Below are 14,521 nucleotides of genomic sequence, written 5' to 3'. Positions count from 1 at the left end.
CGGCGATCGTCCGGTCGAGCGGTCACCCGACATGACCATCCCGGAGGACCGTTTCGCCCCCGCGACAGCGGTGGTTCCTGAAACCCTGCTGGGTCAGAGCGCGACGCCGTGCGCCCGCAGGTAGGTGACCGGGTTGATGTCCGAGCCGTACTCCGGACCGGTGCGGATCTCGAAGTGCAGGTGCGGGCCGGTCACGTTGCCGGTCGCGCCGGAGAGGCCCAGCTGCTGGCCGACGGTGACGTTCTGACCGATCTTCACGCCGATCACCGAGAGGTGCGCGTACTGCGCGTACTTGCCGTCGGCGAGCTTGATCTCAACCTCGTTGCCGTAGGCGCCGCCGTTGCCGGCCTTCACCACGACACCGTTGGCGACGGCGCGCAGCGGGGTGCCGGTGGAGGCGACGAAGTCCTGGCCGGTGTGGTGGCCGGAGGCCCACATCGAGCCGGCCACGCCGTAGGCCTCACCCAGCACCGGGTTGGCGAGCGGGGCGACGTAGCCGGCGGTGGCGGCGACAGGGGCCGCGGTGACGGCCTGGGCCGGGGCGGCGACCTGAACCTGGGTCTGCAGCTGGGCGCCCGGCTTGGCGGCCTCGGTCTGGACCTGCAGCTGGGTGTCCGCGGCGGCGGAGTCCTGGGTGGCCGACGCGGACGGCTTCGCCGGCGCGGCGGGCTTCGCGGCGTCAGCGGCGTCAGCGGCGTCAGCGGCACCCGGGGCCCCGGCGGCCTGGCCCACGAGGGCGAGCTGCTGGCCGGGGAAGATCAGGTTCGGGTCGGCGCCGACCACCGAGCGGTTCCGCTCGTACAGCGCGTGCCAGCCGCCGTCGACATTCTTGACGTCGGCGATCTCCGAGAGGGTGTCCCCGCTGACGACGCGGTAGCTCTCGTGGGCGATGGCCGAGGCGGCCGAGGCGGGAGCGGCGTGCGAAGCGGCCGGGGCGGTGTTCGCCTGGGCGCTCATCGCGGTCACCAGCGGCAGGACGAAGGAGACACCGGTGACAGCGGTGGCGATGCCGATGCGGGCGGCACGGGGCAGGGCGATACGACGAGCCTGTGCAGGCATGGAACTTTCCTCTCCGACGCCTGCGAGGTGAGCTGTCGGGTTCGGGCTGGAGTTGCCCGGCCGCATGCGCGGCTTCACCCCGAGCCGGTCCTGGACGTCCGCGCTCCGAAAAGCGCGAACTCCGGTCCGGCGACTTACCTGTGGGTCCCCCGCTCCTGCCGTACAGAGTTCAGTTCGAACCACCGGGCAGCGGCAGGACTCGGCGTTCCACCCGGCGGATCCGTCCGGACTGGCCGGGCGGTCGCTGAACTAAAACCCATCCGTTCGGGTGAAGCAATGTCGATCTCTTGAAGCGGCAACCAATCCTTGACAGGCGGTGACCCTCCGAATGATCCGCTGTACCGTACGTGCACAATCCATTCACCCGGCGCCACTGATCCACGACCCTGCGCCGATCGCCGGACCCCAGCGCGACCTTCCGTTCACGCACCGTCGCCGACCGACACGCCTCCCGGTGACCCTTGTCACGTGCGCCCCACCGGGCGCAGGATCGGGCCGTGACCACCTCCGAAGCCGGCTCCCTCCGCCTGGGCACCGCGCAGGGACGCTGGGTACTGCTCGCGACGGTGCTCGGCTCCAGCATGGCGATGCTCGACGGCACCGTGGTGAACGTCGCCCTGCCCCGGATCGGCACCGACCTCGGCGCCTCCCTCGCCTCCCTGCAATGGACCCTGAACGCCTATCTGCTCACCCTGGCCGGCCTGATCCTGCTCGGCGGCGCCCTCGGCGACCGCTACGGGCGGCGCAAGGTCTTCCTGATCGGCGTGGTCTGGTTCGCGGCCGCCTCCGCGGCGTGCGCCGCCGCCCCGACCATCCACGTGCTGATCGCCGCCCGCGCCGTCCAGGGCATCGGCGGCGCACTGCTCACCCCGGGCTCGCTCGCCATGCTCCAGGCCGTCTTCCACCCTGACGACCGCTCGGCCGCGGTGGGCCTGTGGTCCGGCCTGGGCGGGGTGTCGGCCGCCATCGGCCCCTTCCTCGGCGGCTGGCTGGTGGACGGGCCCGGCTGGCGCTGGATCTTCCTGCTGAACCTGCCGCTGGCCGCCGCGGTGATCGCCGTCACCTCCCGGTACGTGCCGGAGAGCCGGGACGAGTCCGCCACCGGCCGCTTCGACGTGCCCGGCGCCCTGCTCGCCGCGCTCGCCCTCGGCGCGATCACCTACGCGCTCACCGCCGCCGGGGAGGGACTGTCCCCCGGCGTCTGGGTCAGCGGCGCGCTCGGCCTGCTGCTCGCCGCCGCGTTCGTGGCCGTCGAGCGGCGGGCGCCCGATCCGATGCTGCCGCTCGGGCTGTTCTCCTCCCGGCTGTTCACCGCCGTGAACCTGGTCACCCTGTGCGTCTACGCGGCGTTCAGCGGCGTCTTCTTCCTCCTGGTGGTGCAGTTGCAGATCGTCTCCGGCTTCTCGCCGCTGGTCTCCGGCTTCGCCCTGGTGCCCATCACACTGCTGATGCTCACCCTGTCCGCGCGCGCCGGGCGCCTCGGCAAGCGCATCGGCCCGCGCATCCCGCTCACCGTCGGCCCGATGCTCTGCGCCGCCGGGGTGCTGCTCATGCTGCGCATCGGTCCCGGCTCCTCCTACTGGGCGGACGTGCTGCCCGCGGTCGCGGTGATGGGCTCCGGGATGACCCTGCTGGTCGCACCGCTGACCGCCACCGTGCTGGCCGCCGTCGACGTGCGGCACGCGGGCATCGCCAGCGGCGTCAACAACGCCGCCGCCCGGGCGGCCGGCCTGCTCGCGGTGGCAGCCCTCCCGGCGATGGCCGGGCTGAGCGGCGACGCCTACCGGGTGCCCTCCGCGGTGGACTCCGCCTTCCACACCGCGATGCTGATCTGCGCGGGCCTGCTGGTCGGCGGCGGGCTGATCGCCTCCGTCACCGTCCGGGGCAACGTGCTCGCGCCCGCGGAGCAGCCGGTGGCCGAGCCGAGCTGCGACTGGCCGTGCTCCACCACCACCCCGCCGTTCGACCCCGGTCACTCCCGGACGCCCGAGGGCCCCGCCACCGGAACGGCGGCAGGGCCCTCGTCGGAGAACTGAGGCTCCGTCAGACAGCTGACATGCCGTCAGAGGATGTCGGCGGGAGCGTACTTGGCCGCCTCGGGGTAGGCCGCCGCGACGGCCTCCACCTGGCGGACGACCTCGGCGACCTGCGCCCCGGCCGCCCCGGTGAAGGACAGCTTGTCGGCCAGCAGCGCGTCCAGCGCGGCCCGGTCCAGCGGGATGCGCTCGTCGGCGGCCAGGCGGTCCAGGAGCTCGTTCTCCCGGGCGCCCGCGCGCATCGCCAGTGCGGAGGCGACGGCGTGCTCCTTGATGACCTCGTGGGCGGTCTCCCGGCCGACGCCCGCGCGCACCGCGCCCATCAGCACCTTGGTGGTGGCCAGGAACGGCAGGTAGCGGTCCAGCTCGGCCTCGACCACGGCCGGGAAGGCGCCGAACTCGTCCAGGACGGTCAGGAAGGTCTCCAGCAGGCCGTCGAAGGCGAAGAAGGCGTCCGGCAGCGCGACCCGGCGCACCACCGAGCAGGAGACGTCGCCCTCGTTCCACTGGTCGCCGGCCAGCTCGCCGGTCATCGAGGCGTAGCCGCGAAGGATGACGGCCAGGCCGTTGACGCGCTCGCAGGAGCGGGTGTTCATCTTGTGCGGCATCGCGGAGGAGCCGACCTGGCCCTCCTTGAAGCCCTCCGTCACCAGCTCGTGGCCGGCCATCAGACGGATGGTCTTGGCCAGGCTGGACGGCGCGGCGGCCAGCTGGACGAGGGCGGTCAGCACCTCGAAGTCCAGCGAGCGGGGGTAGACCTGGCCCACGCTGGTCAGCACGTTGTCGAAGCCGAGGTGCGCGGCGACCCGGCGCTCCAGCTCGGCCAGCTTGTCGGTGTCGCCGCCGAGCAGGTCCAGCATGTCCTGGGCGGTGCCGACCGGGCCCTTGATCCCGCGCAGCGGGTAGCGGGCGATCAGCTCCTCCAGGCGGCGGAAGGCGACCAGCAGCTCGTCGGCGATCGACGCGAAGCGCTTGCCCAGGGTGGTGGCCTGCGCGGCCACGTTGTGCGAGCGGCCGGCCATGACCAGCTCGGAGTGCTGGGCGGCCAGGTCGGCCAGACGCACCAGGACGGCGACGGTACGGTCCCGGACGTGCTCCAGGGACTGGCGGATCTGCAGCTGCTCGACGTTCTCGGTCAGATCCCGGGAGGTCATCCCCTTGTGGATCTGCTCGTGGCCGGCGAGGTCGCTGAACTCCTCGATCCGGGCCTTCACGTCGTGGCGGGTGACCCGCTCACGGGCGGCGATCGAGCCGAGGTCGACCTGGTCGATCACCCGCTCGTAGTCGGCGACGGCGTTCGCGGGCACCTCGACACCGAGGTCCTGCTGGGCCTTCAGGACGGCGAGCCACAGGTGGCGCTCAAGGACCACCTTGTGCTCGGGGGACCACAGCTGGGCCAGGGTCGCCGAGGCGTACCGGGAGGCCAGGACATTGGGGATCTGGGGCTTCGCGCTCACGCTTCGCAAGCCTAACAGCCGAGGTCACGCCGAACGTCGGCGGATGGGCTACGCTGGGGCGGTTCGACACCCGTCGGAATGAACTCTACAAACTCCTCACCGCAAGGGTACCACACCGATGAACGGAACTCCAGCGGAACCCACCGAACCGGCCCGGCCCGCCCACTCCGCGGACCCGGCGCTCGCCGAGGCCCTGCGCGCCGAACAGGCCCACCTCGACCGGCTCTACACCCACCTGGACGCCGCCCGCGAACGGGCCCACCGCACCACCGCCCGCGCCCACGGCGGCGCATCCGCCGGCGGCACCCACCAGGCCCGGCTGGAGCGCGAGGTCCGCGCCCACGAGGCCGCCCGCCACGCCGCCCGGCTCGACGCGGTGGAACGCGGCCTCTGCTTCGGCCGCCTCGACGAACGCGACGGCACCGTCCACTACATCGGGCGCACCGGCCTGACCGACGAGGCCCACGAACCCCTGCTGCTCGACTGGCGCGCCCCCGCCGCCCACCCCTTCTACACCGCGACCCCCGCCCGCCCGGGCGCCGTGCTGCGCCGCCGCCACCTGCACACCGAGGGCCGCACCCTCACCGGCCTGGACGACGAGGCGCTCGACCTCGCCGGGCTGGACGAGTCGGGCCGCCGCACCCTGGTCGGCGAGGCCGCTCTGCTCGCCGCCCTCGCCCGCGAGCGCACCGGCCGGATGGGCACCGCCGTCGCCACCATCCAGGCCGAGCAGGACCGGGTGATCCGCTCCCCGCTGCCCGGCGCACTGGTCGTCCAGGGCGGCCCCGGGACGGGCAAGACCCTCGCCGCCCTGCACCGCGCCGCCTACCTGCTGTTCACCCACCGGGCCGCCCTGGAGCGCCGCGGCGTGCTGGTCATCGGCCCCACCACGGGCTTCCTGCGCTACATCGAGGAGGTGCTGCCCGCCCTCGGCGAGACCGAGGTGGTGCTGCGCACCGTCGGCGAACTGTTCCCCGACGTCACCACGAGCCGCACCGACGCGCCCGCCACCGCCGTCGCCAAGGGCGGCCCGTGGATGACCGAGGTGCTCCGACGGGCCGTCGCCGCCCACCAGTCGGCGCCCGCCGAGGGCCTCGACCTGGGCGACGGACTGCGCGTCTCCGCCCGTGCCTGCGGCCAGGCCCTCGACGCCGCCCGCGGCCTGCGGGCACCGCACAACCGGGCCCGCGCCCACTACCTGCGCACCCTGCTGGACGCCCTGGCCATCGCCCAGGCACTCTCCCTCGGCCGCCCGTACGACGAGGAGGAGACGCACTACGCCCCGCGCGAGCTGTGGGCCCGGGAGGACGTCCGCGCCGCACTCGATCCGCTCTGGCCCGCCCTCACCCCGCAGCGGCTCCTCGAACGGCTGCTCACCGACGGGGAGTTGCTCGCCCAGGTCGCCCCCGAGCACGCCGCCGCCCTGCTCCGCCCGCCCGGCTCGCCCTGGACGGTCGAGGACGTCCCACTGCTGGACGAGGCCGCCGAACTCCTCGGCGAGCTCCGCCCGGCGGACCGGAGCGAGCCCGAGGACCCGAAGGAACTCGCCTTCGCCCAAGGCGTGTTGACCATCACCGGGCAGACCGACGACGTCCTGCTGGACGCCGCCGCCCTGGCCGGACGGTTCCGCGACGACGGCCCGTACCGCTCTACCGCCGAACGCGCCGGCGCCGACCGCACCTGGGCGTACGGTCACGTCGTGGTGGACGAGGCGCAGGAGCTCTCCGCGATGGCCTGGCGCGCCGTCCTGCGCCGCGTCCCGACCAACTCGCTCACCGTCGTCGGCGACCTCGCCCAGACCGGATCACCCGCCGGCGCCCGCAGTTGGGCCCAGATGCTGGACCCGCACCTGCCCGGCCGCTGGCGCGAGGAACGGCTCACCGTGAACTACCGGACGCCGGAACCGATCATGGCCCTCGCCGCCGCCGTGCTGCGCACCGCGGCCCCCGGCCGGCAGCCGCCCGAGTCCGTCCGCCCGGGCACCGGACGGCCGCGCACCGTGCCCGTGCCGAACGGCGACTTCGCCACGGCTTTGGCCGAACTCCCCACAGCTGTCGGCACCTTGGGCGTCATCGCAGCGGACGGTACGGCCCCGGCGCTGGGCGCGCTGACGGTCGCGGCGGCCAAGGGCCTGGAGTTCGACAACGTCGTGGTGGTCGAGCCGGCCGCGCTGGCCCCGCGGGACCTGTACGTCGCGCTCACCCGCGCCACCCGCACGCTCACCCTGCTGCACCACCGGCCGCTGCCACCGGAACTCGCCGGGGTGCTCTGAGCACCCCCGGGACGGGCGGCCCGCTACTGCTGCGCGCCGCCCGTGCGGCCGGCCAGCACCGGCAGGACCTGCCCGCAGATCGAGTGCAGGGCGACCCGCTGCTCGTCGGTCATCGCCTCGAAGGCCTGGTGGGTGCGGGCCATCTCGCTGCGGATCCGGCTCAGGATGTCCCGGCCCTCGGCCGTGATCACCACGATCTTCACCCGGCGGTCACCGGCGGCCGCCTCCCGGTTGGCCAGACCGAGCGACTCCAGCCGGTCCACGATCCCGGTCACGTTCGACGCGTCGCAGCCCAGCCGCCCGGCCAGCGCCCGCATCGGCACCGGCTCCTGCACCGCGCCCAGCGCCTTGGCCTGCGAGGAGGACAGCCCGTGCCGGGCCGCGGCCGCCGCGAAGTCCTGGAAGTACGCGGCGCCGACGGCGGCCAACGCCTCCATCAGCTCGGCGTTGGTCGGTACGGTCGTCGTCGAGGTCGAACCCATGGGGCCAGCGTACGACCGAGTGCTTCAGTAACTCAAGCTTTGACCACGGCAACCGTCCGCGAGCCACCTCACACTTCCACCGTTGGGCGCACATCCGCCGCACGGCTCGGAGCACATCCGCCGCACGGCCCCCAGCGCACCCGGGAACGGTCAGAGCACCAGCTGGTCGAACAGCCGCCGCAGCTCGGCGTCCGCGTCCGCGGTCAGTCCGGTGTGCACCGGCCCCGGCTGGACCATCGCGCTGCGCGGCGCGGTGAGCCAGCGGAACCGCTGCCCGGGGCTGTCCGAGGCCGCCGGACCGGCCTGCGGCCCGCCCTGGCAGACCGCCTCGATCCCCTGCAGCGCCCGGCGCACCCCCTGCACGTCCGCCACCGGGTCCAGCGCGAGCAGCCGGGCCTGGTCCAGATGGGTGCGCGCGGCCAGATGCGCGCTCTGCCGGCAGTACAGCAGCACCCCGACGTTGACGCACTCGCCCCGCTCGATCCGCGGCACCGCCCGGATCACCGCGTACTCGTAGTCGTGCAGTTCGACGGCGGCCGGCAGCCCGGCCGACGGCCCACCCGGCAGCGGCTGGTTCATACGGGCACCTCCGGCAGCCAGTCACGCGGACCGGCCAGTCGCTCGATCAGTTGGGCGCGGTACGCGGCGCGCACGTCCTCGGGCGACTCGAAGCCGAACTCGTCCACCAGCCACACCTCGGGGATCTCCGCCACGGCCGCCTCCACCGCCGCCTCCGCGAGCGGCGCGAGCGCCTTGTCCGCCGCCGCCAGGTCCGGCCGGGCCCGCAGCAGCGCATGGTCGGAAGCGTCGTACGGGCGCCGCACCCAGCCGGCCGCACCAGCCCAGTTGTGGTGGAAGATCAGGCTCGCGCCGTGGTCGATCAGCCGCAGCCCGCCGGTCGCCACCAGCAGGTTGGGGTTGCGCCAGGAGCGGTCGACGTTGCCGATCAACGCGTCGAACCAGAGCACCTGCCCGGCCAGTTCGGGGTCCACCTCGAAGCACAGCGGGTCGAAGTTGAGCGCGCCGCTGACGAAGGCCATCCCGAGGTTGGTCCCGCCGCTGGCCCGCATCTGGTCCTGGATCTGGTGGTCCGGCTCACTGCGCGCGAGCACCGGGTCCAGGTCGATCGTCACCAGCTCCGGCACCGGGAGACCGAGCCGCCGCCCCAACTCCCCGGCCAGCACCTCCGCGACCAGCGCCTTCCGGCCCTGCGCCGCGCCGACCCATTTCAGCGCGTACAGCCGCCGGTCGTCGGCCTCGACCAGGCCCGGCATCGAGCCGCCTTCTCGCAGTGGCGTCACGTAGCGGACCGCCGTCACCTCGGGGAGCACGCCGGACAGCTTATCGGTGCCTGCCCCTTCTTCCGCGCCGTCACCCCGCCCGCCCCGGCCCCGCAGACACCACCCGCCACTCCATCCCCTTGTGCCCCACCGCTCCCTCTCACCCCGTCCGCCCCGCCCCGGTGGCAGCCCCCGCTGCTCCGTGCGAGTGTGGCGGACAGTAATGGGGACCTTCCGGTACGACCCGCATGACAAGGGATGAGCGATGGAACGACCTCGGATCCTGATCGTGGGCGGCGGCTTCGCAGGCCTGGAGTGCGCCCGCCGCCTCGAACGCAAGCTCTCGCCGTCGGAGGCCGAGATCACGCTGGTCACTCCGTTCAGCTACCAGCTCTATCTCCCCCTCCTCCCCCACGTCGCCGCCGGCGTCCTCACCCCGCAGTCCGTGGCCGTGTCCCTGCGCCGGAGCCTGCGCCGCACCCACATCGTCCCCGGCGGCGCCATCGGCGTGGATCCGGTCTCCAGGGTGTGTGTGGTCCGCAAGGTCACCGACGAAGTGGTCGCCCAGAAGTACGACGTCCTGGTGCTCGCCCCGGGCAGCGTCACCCGGACCTTCGACATCCCCGGCCTCACCGACTACGCCCGCGGTATGAAGACGCTCGCCGAGGCGGCGTACGTCCGCGACCACGTGATCGCCCAACTCGACCTCGCCTCGGCCACCCTGGACCAGCGCGAGCGCGAGTCCAGGCTGCAGTTCGTGGTGGTCGGCGGCGGCTACGCCGGCACCGAGACGGCCGCCTGTCTCCAGCGCCTCACCACCGCCGCCGCCCGCCGCTACCCGCGGCTGGACGCCCGCCAGATCAAGTGGCACCTGATCGACATCGCCCCCAAGCTGATGCCCGAGCTCGGCGACGCGCTGGGCACCGCCGCCCTGGAGGTGCTGCGGGAGCGCGGCATCGAGGTGTCGCTGGGCGTCTCGGTGGCCGAAGTCGGCGCCGAGACGGTCAAGTTCACCGACGGCCGGGTTCTCCCCTGCCGCACCCTGATCTGGACCGCCGGCGTGGCCGCGAGCCCGCTGATCGGCACCCTGGACGCGGAGACGGTCCGCGGCCGGCTCGCCGTGACGGCGGAGATGCGGGTGCCGCAGTTCGAGGGCGTGTTCGCGCTCGGTGACGCGGCGGCCGTCCCGGACCTCGCCAAGGGGGACGGCGCGGTCTGCCCGCCCACCGCCCAGCACTCGGCCCGCCAGGGCCGCGCGGTGGCCGACAACGTGATCGCCTCGCTCCGCAACCAGCCCCTGGAGCCGTACTACCACAAGGACCTGGGCCTGGTGGTGGACCTCGGCGGCAAGGACGCCGTCTCCAAACCGATCGGCGTCGAACTGCGCGGGGTTCCCGCCCAGTTGGTGGCCCGCGGCTACCACCTGATGGCCATGCGCACCAATGTGGCCAAGCTCCGGGTGGGGGCGAACTGGCTGATGAACGCGACCGCCGGGGACGACTTCGTCCGCATCGGCTTCCTCGCCCGCCAGCCCGCCCGGCTCCAGGACTTCGAGTACACCGACGCCTACCTGAGCCGGGACCAGGTGCGCGCCCACGCCCAGTCCCTGCTGGCCAAGGGCTGAGCGGAGCAGGACACTTCGGCGCCCCGCCACGGTGAGGAACCACCGCGGCGGGGCGCCTCGGGCGTGCGCAGCCGTCAGCGCGCCGCCAGGTACATCCCGCTCGCGTCCTGTCCCGCCGTGTTACGACAGGCGTAGTCACCGCTGCTCCGCCCCCACAGCAGGGTCAGGCAGCGCCCGAGCGCCAACTGCCCGTAGTAGTTGGGGTGCATCGACTCCTGCAGCACCCCCTGGGTGCTGTTGAACCCGCCGTCCAGGAAGCGCGCCCACTCGCTGGTGGTCGCGGACGGGCCGGAGCCGGCGCTCGGCTGCCGGGTGGCCGTGGAGCACACCTCGCGGCCCTGCAGCATGTCGGAGAGGTCCAGGAACTGTGCGCCCTTCGAGGCCGCGACCCCGGCCAGCGCCTTGGAGATCTGCGGCACCATCGAGTCGCGCGCCCAGTCGGCGTCCGCGTTCCAGAACGGGCAGCCGCCGGTGTCGGAGCGGCTCCAGCCGCTCTCGGGGTAGCGCATCTCGGCGCTGCGCGGAATCGGTGACGGGTACGACTGCAGGACCAGCCGGTAGTCCGACTGCGCGTAGCCGGCGTCGGACATCACCGCGCGGATCTCGTCGATCGCCTTGCCGACCCCGGCCATCGCCGTCGGCATCCCGGAGTCGATCTGGGACTGTGCGGAGTCGTGGCAGTAGGAGTACCAGATCAGGTAGTCCTGCACGCAGTTCGAGATGATCCCGGAGAAGCCGAGGTCGTTGCCGCCGATCGACAGGGTGATCAGCTTGACGTTGTTCTGCCGTGCCACGGTGGCCAGTTGGTCGGCCTGCGGGGCCTCGCCCTTGAGCGACTGGCCCCCGTCGGCGGCGCGGAAGACGTTCGCGGTGACGGCCCCGGAGCAGGCCAGGTCGATCGTCTTCTGGGCGACGGTCGACGCGCCGAGCACCTCGGCGACGTCGGAGCGGTCGCAGCCGCTGGCCGCCGTGGGGCCGTAGACCACCGAAGGGTCGGCCGAACTGCCGTTCCAGGCCCGGTCGGTGCCGTTGTGGCCGCTGTCGGTGCCGGCGGCGTTGCCCATCCATCGTCCGGCCTCGCCGGAGATGTAGCTGTCGCCGAGCGAGACGCTCGCCGTGGGACCGGACGGCACGGCCGAGGCGACGGCCGGGGTCGCCGAAGCGGACGCGGCGACGGACGGCCCGGCCACGGTCAGCGGCAGGGCGAGGGCCGCGGCGAGCAGCCGGCGGCGGAGTCGCGGGGCACTGCGGGTGATGCTCGAACTGTTTTCGGGCACGGCGGAACTCCTGCGGCTCGGTCTCCCCGCGGAGTGGGGACGGGAAGACGCATACGTGAGGGTGAGCCGCCGGCCGGTGGCGCAAGGAAGATGACATGGCCAGGCCCGCCACCGCTAGCCGTCTGCGTCGGCTTTCCGCATTTGTTACCGACGGGTTCGGACCGAGCCCCGCCCCCGATCCGCCCGGCCCCCGCCGCGAGCCGCCCCCGGCTCACACCAGCCGGGAGGCTCCCCCGCCCGACCCCAGGACCTCCGCCAGGTCCGCCGCCAGCCGCCGGGCCTCCGCCGCCTCCAGCCGCGCCGTGGTGAACCGCAGCCCAGGCGGCGACTGGATCCGGTACCGCGCCCCGGGCGCCGCCACCCACCCGCGCTGCACCAGCGCCGCCAGTGCCGAGGTCTCGTCCGGCACCGGCACCCAGACGTTCAGCCCGCTCTCCCCGTGCGCCTCGATGCCGCGCGCCGCCAACTCGCCCAGCAGGGCGTCCCGGCGGACCCGGTAGGCGGCGGCCACACGCGCGGCGGGCGCCGCGTCGGCGCGCCACAGTTCGGCGACGGTGCGCTGCAGCAGGTGGCTGACCCAGCCCGCGCCCAGCCGCAGCCGCCCGGCCACCCGCCCGACCGTCTCCTCGTCGCCGACCATCACCGAGACCCGCAGGTCCGGCCCGTACGCCTTGGCGGCCGAACGCACCACCGCCCAGTGCCGCGTCCCGGCGCCGACCAGCGGGTGGTACGGCTGGTCGACCATGCCGTGCCCGTGGTCGTCCTCGATCAGCAGCACACCGGGGTACCCGGCCAGGACGGCCCGCAGCGCCGCGGCCCGGCCGGCGGTGAGCGCCGCACCGGTCGGGTTCTGCGCCCGGCTGGTCACCACCACCGCGCGGGCCCCCTCGGACAGCGCCGCGGCGAGCGAGTCCGGCAGCGGACCCTCGTCGTCCAGCCGGACCGACACCGGCCGAAGTCCCATGGCGGGCAGCAGGTCGAGCAGACTGCCCCAGCCCGGGTCCTCGACCGCCACCGCGTCGCCGGGGCGCAGCCAGGCCCCGAGGGCGCGCTCGATGGTGTCCAGCGCGCCGGAGGCGACGGCGATCGGGCCGTGCAACCCGTCGGCCTCGAAGGAGGTGCGGGCGAGGTCGAGCAGCCCGGCGTCGATGCGCGCGTGCCCGTACAGCACGGGCTCGGCCCGCAGGGCCTCGGCGGCGGCCGTGAGCGCCGGGCCGAGGTCGGGCAGCAGGGCTGGGTCGGGGTTGCCGGTGGACAGGTCGCGGGCCCGGGCGGGGACGGGGACGCGGATCTGGTCACGGGGGGTGAGCGCGGGCCTGGGGAGGATCCGGCTGCCCTTGCGGCCGGCCGTCTCGATCACGCCGCGGTCGCGCAGCAGCCGGTAGGCGGCGGCCACGGTGTTGGGGTTGACCCCGAGTTCGGCGGCGAGTTCGCGCAGCGGGGGCAGCGCGGTCCCGGGTGCGAGCTGCCCGCTGCTCACGCCCTGTTCGATGTGGGCAGCGATTTCGCTGGCGCGTCGCCCTTTCAGCGGATAGTCTCCTAGCACAAACCAGATTATGCACTAGTACATAGAGGTTGTCATGTCGACCACGCCGACGAACAACGGGGACACCAGCTACTCCCGGACGCCGCGCACCACCCCCACCCGGTACAAGGACCGTGCCACCTGGGAGAAGGAGGCGATCCACGCCATCCTCGACGAGGCCTACGTCTGCCACCTCGGCTTCGTCGCCGACGGTGCCCCTGTCGTCCTGCCGACGGTCTTCGCCCGGGTCGGCAGCCGGCTCTACCTCCACGGCTCCACCGGCAGCCGCCCGATGCGCGGCGCCTCCGACGAGCAGGGCATGCAGGTCTGCGTCACCGTCACCCACGTCGACGCCCTGGTGCTGACCAAGTCCGCCTTCAACCACTCGGTGAACTTCCGCTCGGTGGTCGCCCACGGCACCGCCTACCAGGTCACCGACCCCGAGGAGCTGGACGTCGCGCTGGCCGCCCTGGTCGACCAGGTCGTCCCCGGGCGCTCCGGCGAGATCCGCCCGGCCAACCCCAAGGAGCTCGCCGCCACCGCGGTGATCCGCCTGGAGCTGGACGAGGTCTCGGCCAAGACCCGCTCGGACGGCGCCGACGACGACCCGGACGACGCCGACCTGCCGCACTGGTCCGGCATCGTCCCGGTCACCACCGTGCACGGCACCCCCGAGCCGTACGACCGCAACATCCCGCTGCCCGCGCACATGCGCCGCTTCCCCCGCTGAGGAAGGCCGACCGATGCTGATCAGGTCCTGGGACCGCGGGGACGAGGACGAGTGGCGCGCCTGGCTGGCCGAGGGCCGCGACTTCGGCCTGCTCGCCGCCAACGGCGGCCCCGACGAGGGCCCGGTGCTCGTCCCGACGCACTTCCTGCTGGACGCCGGGCGCGGCGAGATCCTGCTCCACCTCGCCTCGCCCAACCCGCTGCTCGCCGCCGTCCGGGCCGACCCGAACGTCACCCTCGCGGTCACCGACGGCTACGCCTTCGCCCCCGGGCACTGGCGCGGTGAGCCCGGCACGCCCACCAGTTACTACGCCTCCGTCCACTTCCACTGCACCGCCGAGGTGGTCGAGTCCGCCGAGGGCAAGGCCGAGATCCTCAACCGCCAGCTGGCGCACTTCCAGCCGGAGACCCCGGACGTCCGGGTGGTCCCCGGCGCGAGCGAGTTCGGCCGGCTGCTGCCGGGCCTGCGCGGGCTGCGCCTGACGGTCCGCGAGGTGCGCGCCAAGTTCAAGTACGACGACAAGAAGCCGGCCGAGACGCAGTACGCGATCGCCGACCGGCTCGCCGAGCGCGCCGGGGATCCGTCCGGTCGCCGCGACCAGGACGCCGCCGCCCGCACCCAGCTGTTGCGACGCCACCGGCGGCGCGGCGCCGGGGCAGCGGACGCCTCGGGAGCGGCCCGTGCTCGACGCGCGTCCAGCCCACACGCCGCCGACTGACCCTCTTTCACCCGATCGGGCCCACAGGGCGGGCGGGCCGGCCACCGCGCTGCTCGAATGT

The 14,521-nt window shown here is 73.7% G+C and carries 12 protein-coding genes and 1 riboswitch; of the genes, 5 read left to right on the top strand and 7 right to left on the bottom strand.

Going from position 1 to position 14,521, the window contains the following annotated elements; genetic code table 11:
* Positions 1-93: 93 nt before the first annotated feature.
* Complete coding sequence (locus tag ACIRVF_RS32955; protein ID WP_402826099.1) at positions 94-1,059, bottom strand: peptidoglycan DD-metalloendopeptidase family protein; 966 nt, start codon at positions 1,057-1,059, stop codon at positions 94-96.
* Between the two features lie 2 nt (positions 1,060-1,061).
* Positions 1,062-1,244, bottom strand: a riboswitch (cyclic di-AMP (ydaO/yuaA leader).
* 396 nt (positions 1,245-1,640) lie between these two features.
* Between ACIRVF_RS32955 and ACIRVF_RS32950 the strand changes: the two genes are divergently transcribed.
* Positions 1,641-3,095: an MFS transporter gene (locus tag ACIRVF_RS32950; protein ID WP_402826322.1), complete on the top strand. Its 1,455-nt coding sequence runs from the start codon at positions 1,641-1,643 to the stop codon at positions 3,093-3,095.
* Positions 3,096-3,121: 26 nt separating this feature from the next.
* Here the strand turns inward: ACIRVF_RS32950 and purB are convergent, their stop codons facing one another.
* Positions 3,122-4,561, bottom strand: a complete 1,440-nt coding sequence (purB, locus tag ACIRVF_RS32945) for an adenylosuccinate lyase (RefSeq protein ID WP_402826096.1) — start codon at positions 4,559-4,561, stop codon at positions 3,122-3,124.
* 109 nt (positions 4,562-4,670) lie between these two features.
* On the opposite strand from purB, the gene ACIRVF_RS32940 reads away from it, so the two are divergent.
* Positions 4,671-6,824, top strand: coding sequence for a HelD family protein (locus ACIRVF_RS32940; protein WP_402826093.1), 2,154 nt, complete (start codon positions 4,671-4,673; stop codon positions 6,822-6,824).
* Between the two features lie 23 nt (positions 6,825-6,847).
* Here the strand turns inward: ACIRVF_RS32940 and ACIRVF_RS32935 are convergent, their stop codons facing one another.
* The 3 genes from ACIRVF_RS32935 to ACIRVF_RS32925 form a co-directional block, all read right to left on the bottom strand.
* Positions 6,848-7,306, bottom strand: a complete 459-nt coding sequence (locus ACIRVF_RS32935; protein ID WP_030288381.1) for a MarR family winged helix-turn-helix transcriptional regulator — start codon at positions 7,304-7,306, stop codon at positions 6,848-6,850.
* A gap of 150 nt (positions 7,307-7,456) precedes the next feature.
* On the bottom strand, positions 7,457-7,885 hold the full coding sequence (locus ACIRVF_RS32930) for a DUF3037 domain-containing protein (RefSeq protein ID WP_402826089.1): 429 nt from the start codon (positions 7,883-7,885) through the stop codon (positions 7,457-7,459).
* Positions 7,882-8,637, bottom strand: a complete 756-nt coding sequence (locus ACIRVF_RS32925) for a HipA family kinase (protein WP_402826086.1) — start codon at positions 8,635-8,637, stop codon at positions 7,882-7,884. The genes ACIRVF_RS32930 and ACIRVF_RS32925 overlap by 4 nt, the downstream gene beginning before the upstream one ends.
* A gap of 214 nt (positions 8,638-8,851) precedes the next feature.
* Between ACIRVF_RS32925 and ACIRVF_RS32920 the strand changes: the two genes are divergently transcribed.
* Complete coding sequence (locus ACIRVF_RS32920; RefSeq protein ID WP_402826083.1) at positions 8,852-10,210, top strand: NAD(P)/FAD-dependent oxidoreductase; 1,359 nt, start codon at positions 8,852-8,854, stop codon at positions 10,208-10,210.
* Between the two features lie 74 nt (positions 10,211-10,284).
* On the opposite strand, the gene ACIRVF_RS32915 is transcribed toward ACIRVF_RS32920, so the two are convergent.
* Both ACIRVF_RS32915 and ACIRVF_RS32910 read right to left on the bottom strand, forming a co-directional pair.
* Positions 10,285-11,487, bottom strand: a complete 1,203-nt coding sequence (locus tag ACIRVF_RS32915) for a GDSL-type esterase/lipase family protein (RefSeq protein ID WP_402826080.1) — start codon at positions 11,485-11,487, stop codon at positions 10,285-10,287.
* Between the two features lie 211 nt (positions 11,488-11,698).
* Complete coding sequence (locus tag ACIRVF_RS32910; RefSeq protein ID WP_402826077.1) at positions 11,699-13,033, bottom strand: aminotransferase class I/II-fold pyridoxal phosphate-dependent enzyme; 1,335 nt, start codon at positions 13,031-13,033, stop codon at positions 11,699-11,701.
* Positions 13,034-13,067: 34 nt separating this feature from the next.
* Between ACIRVF_RS32910 and ACIRVF_RS32905 the strand changes: the two genes are divergently transcribed.
* The gene (locus ACIRVF_RS32905) at positions 13,068-13,742 is read left to right on the top strand and encodes a pyridoxamine 5'-phosphate oxidase family protein (protein ID WP_402826074.1); all 675 of its coding nucleotides are present in this window, start codon (positions 13,068-13,070) and stop codon (positions 13,740-13,742) included.
* Positions 13,743-13,755: 13 nt separating this feature from the next.
* Entirely contained in the window at positions 13,756-14,460 is a 705-nt protein-coding gene (locus tag ACIRVF_RS32900; RefSeq protein WP_402826072.1) for an FMN-binding negative transcriptional regulator, read from the top strand.
* Positions 14,461-14,521 lie beyond the last annotated feature (61 nt).

Origin of the sequence: Kitasatospora sp. NPDC101157 (assembly GCF_044768255.1) — a bacterium.
Classification (GTDB): Bacteria; Actinomycetota; Actinomycetes; order Streptomycetales; family Streptomycetaceae; genus Kitasatospora.
Note: the sequence above shows the minus strand (reverse complement) of the source record. Positions and strands in the feature narration are given on the sequence as shown.

What these genes read in the sequence shown, in the direction of transcription:
- ACIRVF_RS32955 (WP_402826099.1), bottom strand. Translation starts at nt 1,059, where the DNA reads ATGCCTGCACAGGCTCGTCGTATCGCCCTGCCCCGTGCCGCCCGCATC.
- ACIRVF_RS32950 (WP_402826322.1), top strand. Translation starts at nt 1,641, where the DNA reads ATGGCGATGCTCGACGGCACCGTGGTGAACGTCGCCCTGCCCCGGATC.
- ACIRVF_RS32940 (WP_402826093.1), top strand. Translation starts at nt 4,671, where the DNA reads ATGAACGGAACTCCAGCGGAACCCACCGAACCGGCCCGGCCCGCCCAC.
- ACIRVF_RS32935 (WP_030288381.1), bottom strand. Translation starts at nt 7,306, where the DNA reads ATGGGTTCGACCTCGACGACGACCGTACCGACCAACGCCGAGCTGATG.
- ACIRVF_RS32930 (WP_402826089.1), bottom strand. Translation starts at nt 7,885, where the DNA reads ATGAACCAGCCGCTGCCGGGTGGGCCGTCGGCCGGGCTGCCGGCCGCC.
- ACIRVF_RS32920 (WP_402826083.1), top strand. Translation starts at nt 8,852, where the DNA reads ATGGAACGACCTCGGATCCTGATCGTGGGCGGCGGCTTCGCAGGCCTG.
- ACIRVF_RS32905 (WP_402826074.1), top strand. Translation starts at nt 13,068, where the DNA reads ATGTCGACCACGCCGACGAACAACGGGGACACCAGCTACTCCCGGACG.
- ACIRVF_RS32900 (WP_402826072.1), top strand. Translation starts at nt 13,756, where the DNA reads ATGCTGATCAGGTCCTGGGACCGCGGGGACGAGGACGAGTGGCGCGCC.